Source organism: Brooklawnia sp. (assembly GCF_049651565.1).
GTDB lineage: Bacteria > Actinomycetota > Actinomycetes > Propionibacteriales > Propionibacteriaceae > Brooklawnia.
This window is the reverse complement of record NZ_JBASCI010000036.1, coordinates 1-3,173: the sequence shown is the minus strand read 5'-3', so window position 1 is coordinate 3,173 and position 3,173 is coordinate 1. Positions and strand designations below refer to the sequence as shown.

Annotated in this window: 3 protein-coding genes; all 3 read left to right on the top strand. The window is 68.4% G+C overall.

Annotated features, from left to right (window positions below; translation table 11 throughout):
* The coding region (locus WBL05_RS01860) for a hypothetical protein (protein WP_424223367.1) at positions 1-740 on the top strand (740 nt) is incomplete at its 5' end.
* A 499-nt stretch (positions 741-1,239) separates the two neighbouring features.
* Positions 1,240-2,217: a quinone oxidoreductase family protein gene (locus WBL05_RS01855; protein ID WP_424223366.1), complete on the top strand. Its 978-nt coding sequence runs from the start codon at positions 1,240-1,242 to the stop codon at positions 2,215-2,217.
* Between the two features lie 42 nt (positions 2,218-2,259).
* Entirely contained in the window at positions 2,260-3,051 is a 792-nt protein-coding gene (locus WBL05_RS01850) for a CPBP family intramembrane glutamic endopeptidase (protein WP_424223365.1), read from the top strand.
* Positions 3,052-3,173: the final 122 nt, after the last annotated feature.

Below are 3,173 nucleotides of genomic sequence, written 5' to 3'. Positions count from 1 at the left end.
GGGCCGACCTGGTGCTGGTGCTGGCCGCTGAGGGTGCGGTGGACCCGGAGCGGCGCGGCGACCAGTACTGGCGGATCATCGAGCGCGGAGTTCGAAAGGACTTGGTGGATCGACGTCCGGCAAGCGGTTATGCGGTACGGATCGACCAGGTCAGATACATCTCGGTGGATGGGTCGGGGTCGGTCTGCTTCGACGCGCGGCTGGGTGGCGGGGTGGTCAACACCTTCGGTGGTCCGCGCTACCCGGTCAGCCCGTACCGAAACGGGGTGACCTGCTACGAGGGCGACAACGCGCTGTTCTGGCGATCTGACCTGCCGATGGACGCCGGGCGGCTGGCCCGGTTCCTGGAGCGGCGGGTCTGGGGCCCGGGGCCGGCCGAGGAGCAGGCATTCGCGATGACCACCGCCCTACTGGGGACCGGGCAGCTCGCCGCCGCCCAGCGGGCCGCCATCTTCAGCTACCTGCAGGACGTGCCGCGAGTCGAGGTGATCCACCAGGCAGTTCCGGTGGACGACCGGGTCGGCGTGGCGATCGGGATCGCCGATGCCGAGGCACCGTACCCGCCGTTCATCATCATCGACGAGCAGACCGGGGAGTTCCTCGGCACCGGCTGGCAGGGCGAACAGGCCCAGTACGCGGTGCGAATCACCCGCGATGTCGTGGACGAGTTGCCGGCCGACGTGGTGGAGCAGGCCTGCCTCCGGGCATCCGGGCGCGGTCCCCTGGTCTGCCCGGAGTGAGTGTCCACTGCTGCCCCGCAGTGATGCCCCCTGCGAGGGCTCCCGGTTGCCTGGTCTGCCGCGGTCACGGCCCCGCCTTAGAGGTTCCCGGTTCACTGATCGGCCACAGTGGGGGCCCACCTCGGTCACGGCCCCGCCTTAGAGGTTCCCGGTTCATTGATCGGCCACAGTGGGGGCCCACCTCACGGCCTCCCGGTTCCCTGGCCTGCCGCAGTGAGGTCCGCCTCGCAGCCTCCCGGCTGGCTGGTGTGCCGCAGTGAGGGCCACCTCAAGTCCCGACCCACGGCTGGCGGGCGGTTTTCCGGTTTCGGCACGCTGAAATCGCCTTTCACCGATTCAACCGCCTTGTATCGCGTTTGGGCGTGCCATATCCGGAATTACCGCCGTGCGGCCGCGGCGGTTGAAAGCTGGCGAGGACCGGCCGGGAGAGCGGCACTGGATCCTTCCGGGCGGCCGCGGCCCACACACCCTGCTTCCGTGGGCATGTTGAATGGGTTCCATGAGAGCGATCATCGCCGCCGAGGCCGGCGGACCAGAAGTCCTGGAGTACACCGACGTTCCCGAGCCCAGCGCCGGGCCCGGGGAGGTGGTCGTCAAGGTGGCCGCAGCCGGGGTGAACTTCATCGACACCTATCGCCGATGCGGGATCTACAAGATGAAGTACCCGCACATGGTCGGCTCGGAGGGCGCCGGCGTGGTCGTCGAGATCGGCCCGGGCGCCCAGGCCAAGGTCGGCGACGTGGTGGCGTGGACCGAGGGTCCGGGCTCGTACGCCGAGTACGTCAAGGTGGCCGATCGCGACCTGCTACCGGTACCAGCCGACCTCGACCCGCAACTCGCGGCCGCATTGGCGATGCAGGGCCTGACCGCGCACTACCTGTGCCGGTCCACCTATCAGGTGCGCGAGGGCACGATTGCGCTGGTGCATGCGGCGGCCGGCGGAGTCGGCGGTCTGCTCACCCAACTCGTCGTCCAGCACGGGGGACGCGTCATCGCCACCGCCGGCACCGCCGAGAAGGCTGAACTGGCGCGCAGCCACGGCGCGTCCGACGTGATCGTCTACACCGAACTGGCCGACCTGACCGCCGAACTGCCGGGCATGGTCCGGGAACTCGCCGGCGGGGGCGTCGACGTTGTCTATGACGGAGTCGGCAGGGCGACCTTCGACGCGTCCTTGGCCTGCCTCGGCGTCCGCGGGATGATGGTGCTCTTCGGCGGGTCGTCGGGTCAGGTGCCGCCGTTCGACCTGCAACGCCTCAACTCCGCCGGCTCGCTGTTCGTGACCCGGCCGACGCTGAAGCACTACACGCTGACCAGGGACGAAACGCTGTGGCGGGCCGGCGAGGTGTTCGGCGCCGCCGCCTCCGGCCGACTGCAGGTGCGGGTGGGCGGCACCTTCCCGCTGGCCGAGGCCGCCGAGGCCCACCGAGCGCTGGAGGGCCGCCGAACCACCGGCAAGTTGCTGCTGATTCCCTGACGGCGCCGCGCGTTGTCCGGCCGGTGCAGCAGACTTGGCGGCATGGCCTCGACGCCGCAAACCGCCACCCTGACCACGACCTGGCGAAATTTGCCGGCCGCGGCCGGAGTCAGCGCCTCGGCGGTCGTACTGTTCGGCGTCCAGAACGTGCCGCTGGGGCTGGTGGTGCTGCTGGCCAGCCTCGGGCTGGCCTGGTTCACCAATCCCGCGCTGTGCCAGGACCTGCTGCTGATCGGCCTTGGGCTGACGATCGTGGCGTCCACGTCGGTAAAGGCGGACGTGAGCTGGCCCCGGTTCTTCCAGATCGGTACCGCGCTGGGGTTGGCGGTGCTGGTGCCGTTCCTGGTCGACCGGTTCATCTACCGCCGCAAGGTCGTTCACTTCCCGTGGCGCGGCGGCGGCCGGTGGACGCGCGCCCAGGTCGGGTACCTGGCCCTGGTGCCGCTGCTGGCCTACCTGATCCTGCCGTTCTACTTCATCCGATCCGGCGTCTACACCAACTGGCCGGTGATCACCACCACCAGCGAACACATCCGATTCTTCATCGGGGTGAACGCGGTAGGCACCTGGGACGAACTGTTCTTCATCTGCACCTGCTTCGCACTGCTGCGCCGGCACTTCCGAATGCCGGTCGCGAACCTGTTGCAGGCGGTGATCTTCGTCTCGTTCCTGTGGGAGCTCGGTTACCAGGCTTGGGGCCCGTTGCTGACCTTCCCGTTCGCGCTGGTGCAGGCGTTCATCTTCACCCGCACTCGCTCACTGACCTACGTGGTGATTGTTCATCTGTTGTTCGACGCCGTGGTCTTCCTGGCCATCGTCCACGCTCACACCTGAGTTCCACAACTGCTCCTGATCGGCGGGATTGAGTTGCTTGTCAGGCTGAGTTTGAGAGTCCGTTTCGGGGCACTAATCGGGGTGCCGGGTAGGGTGCTGGGGTGAGTCCGTTCGTGCGGAAG

Coding starts and splice junctions, on each gene's coding strand:
- WBL05_RS01855 (WP_424223366.1), top strand. CDS start 1,240: ATGAGAGCGATCATCGCCGCCGAGGCCGGCGGACCAGAAGTCCTGGAG.
- WBL05_RS01850 (WP_424223365.1), top strand. CDS start 2,260: ATGGCCTCGACGCCGCAAACCGCCACCCTGACCACGACCTGGCGAAAT.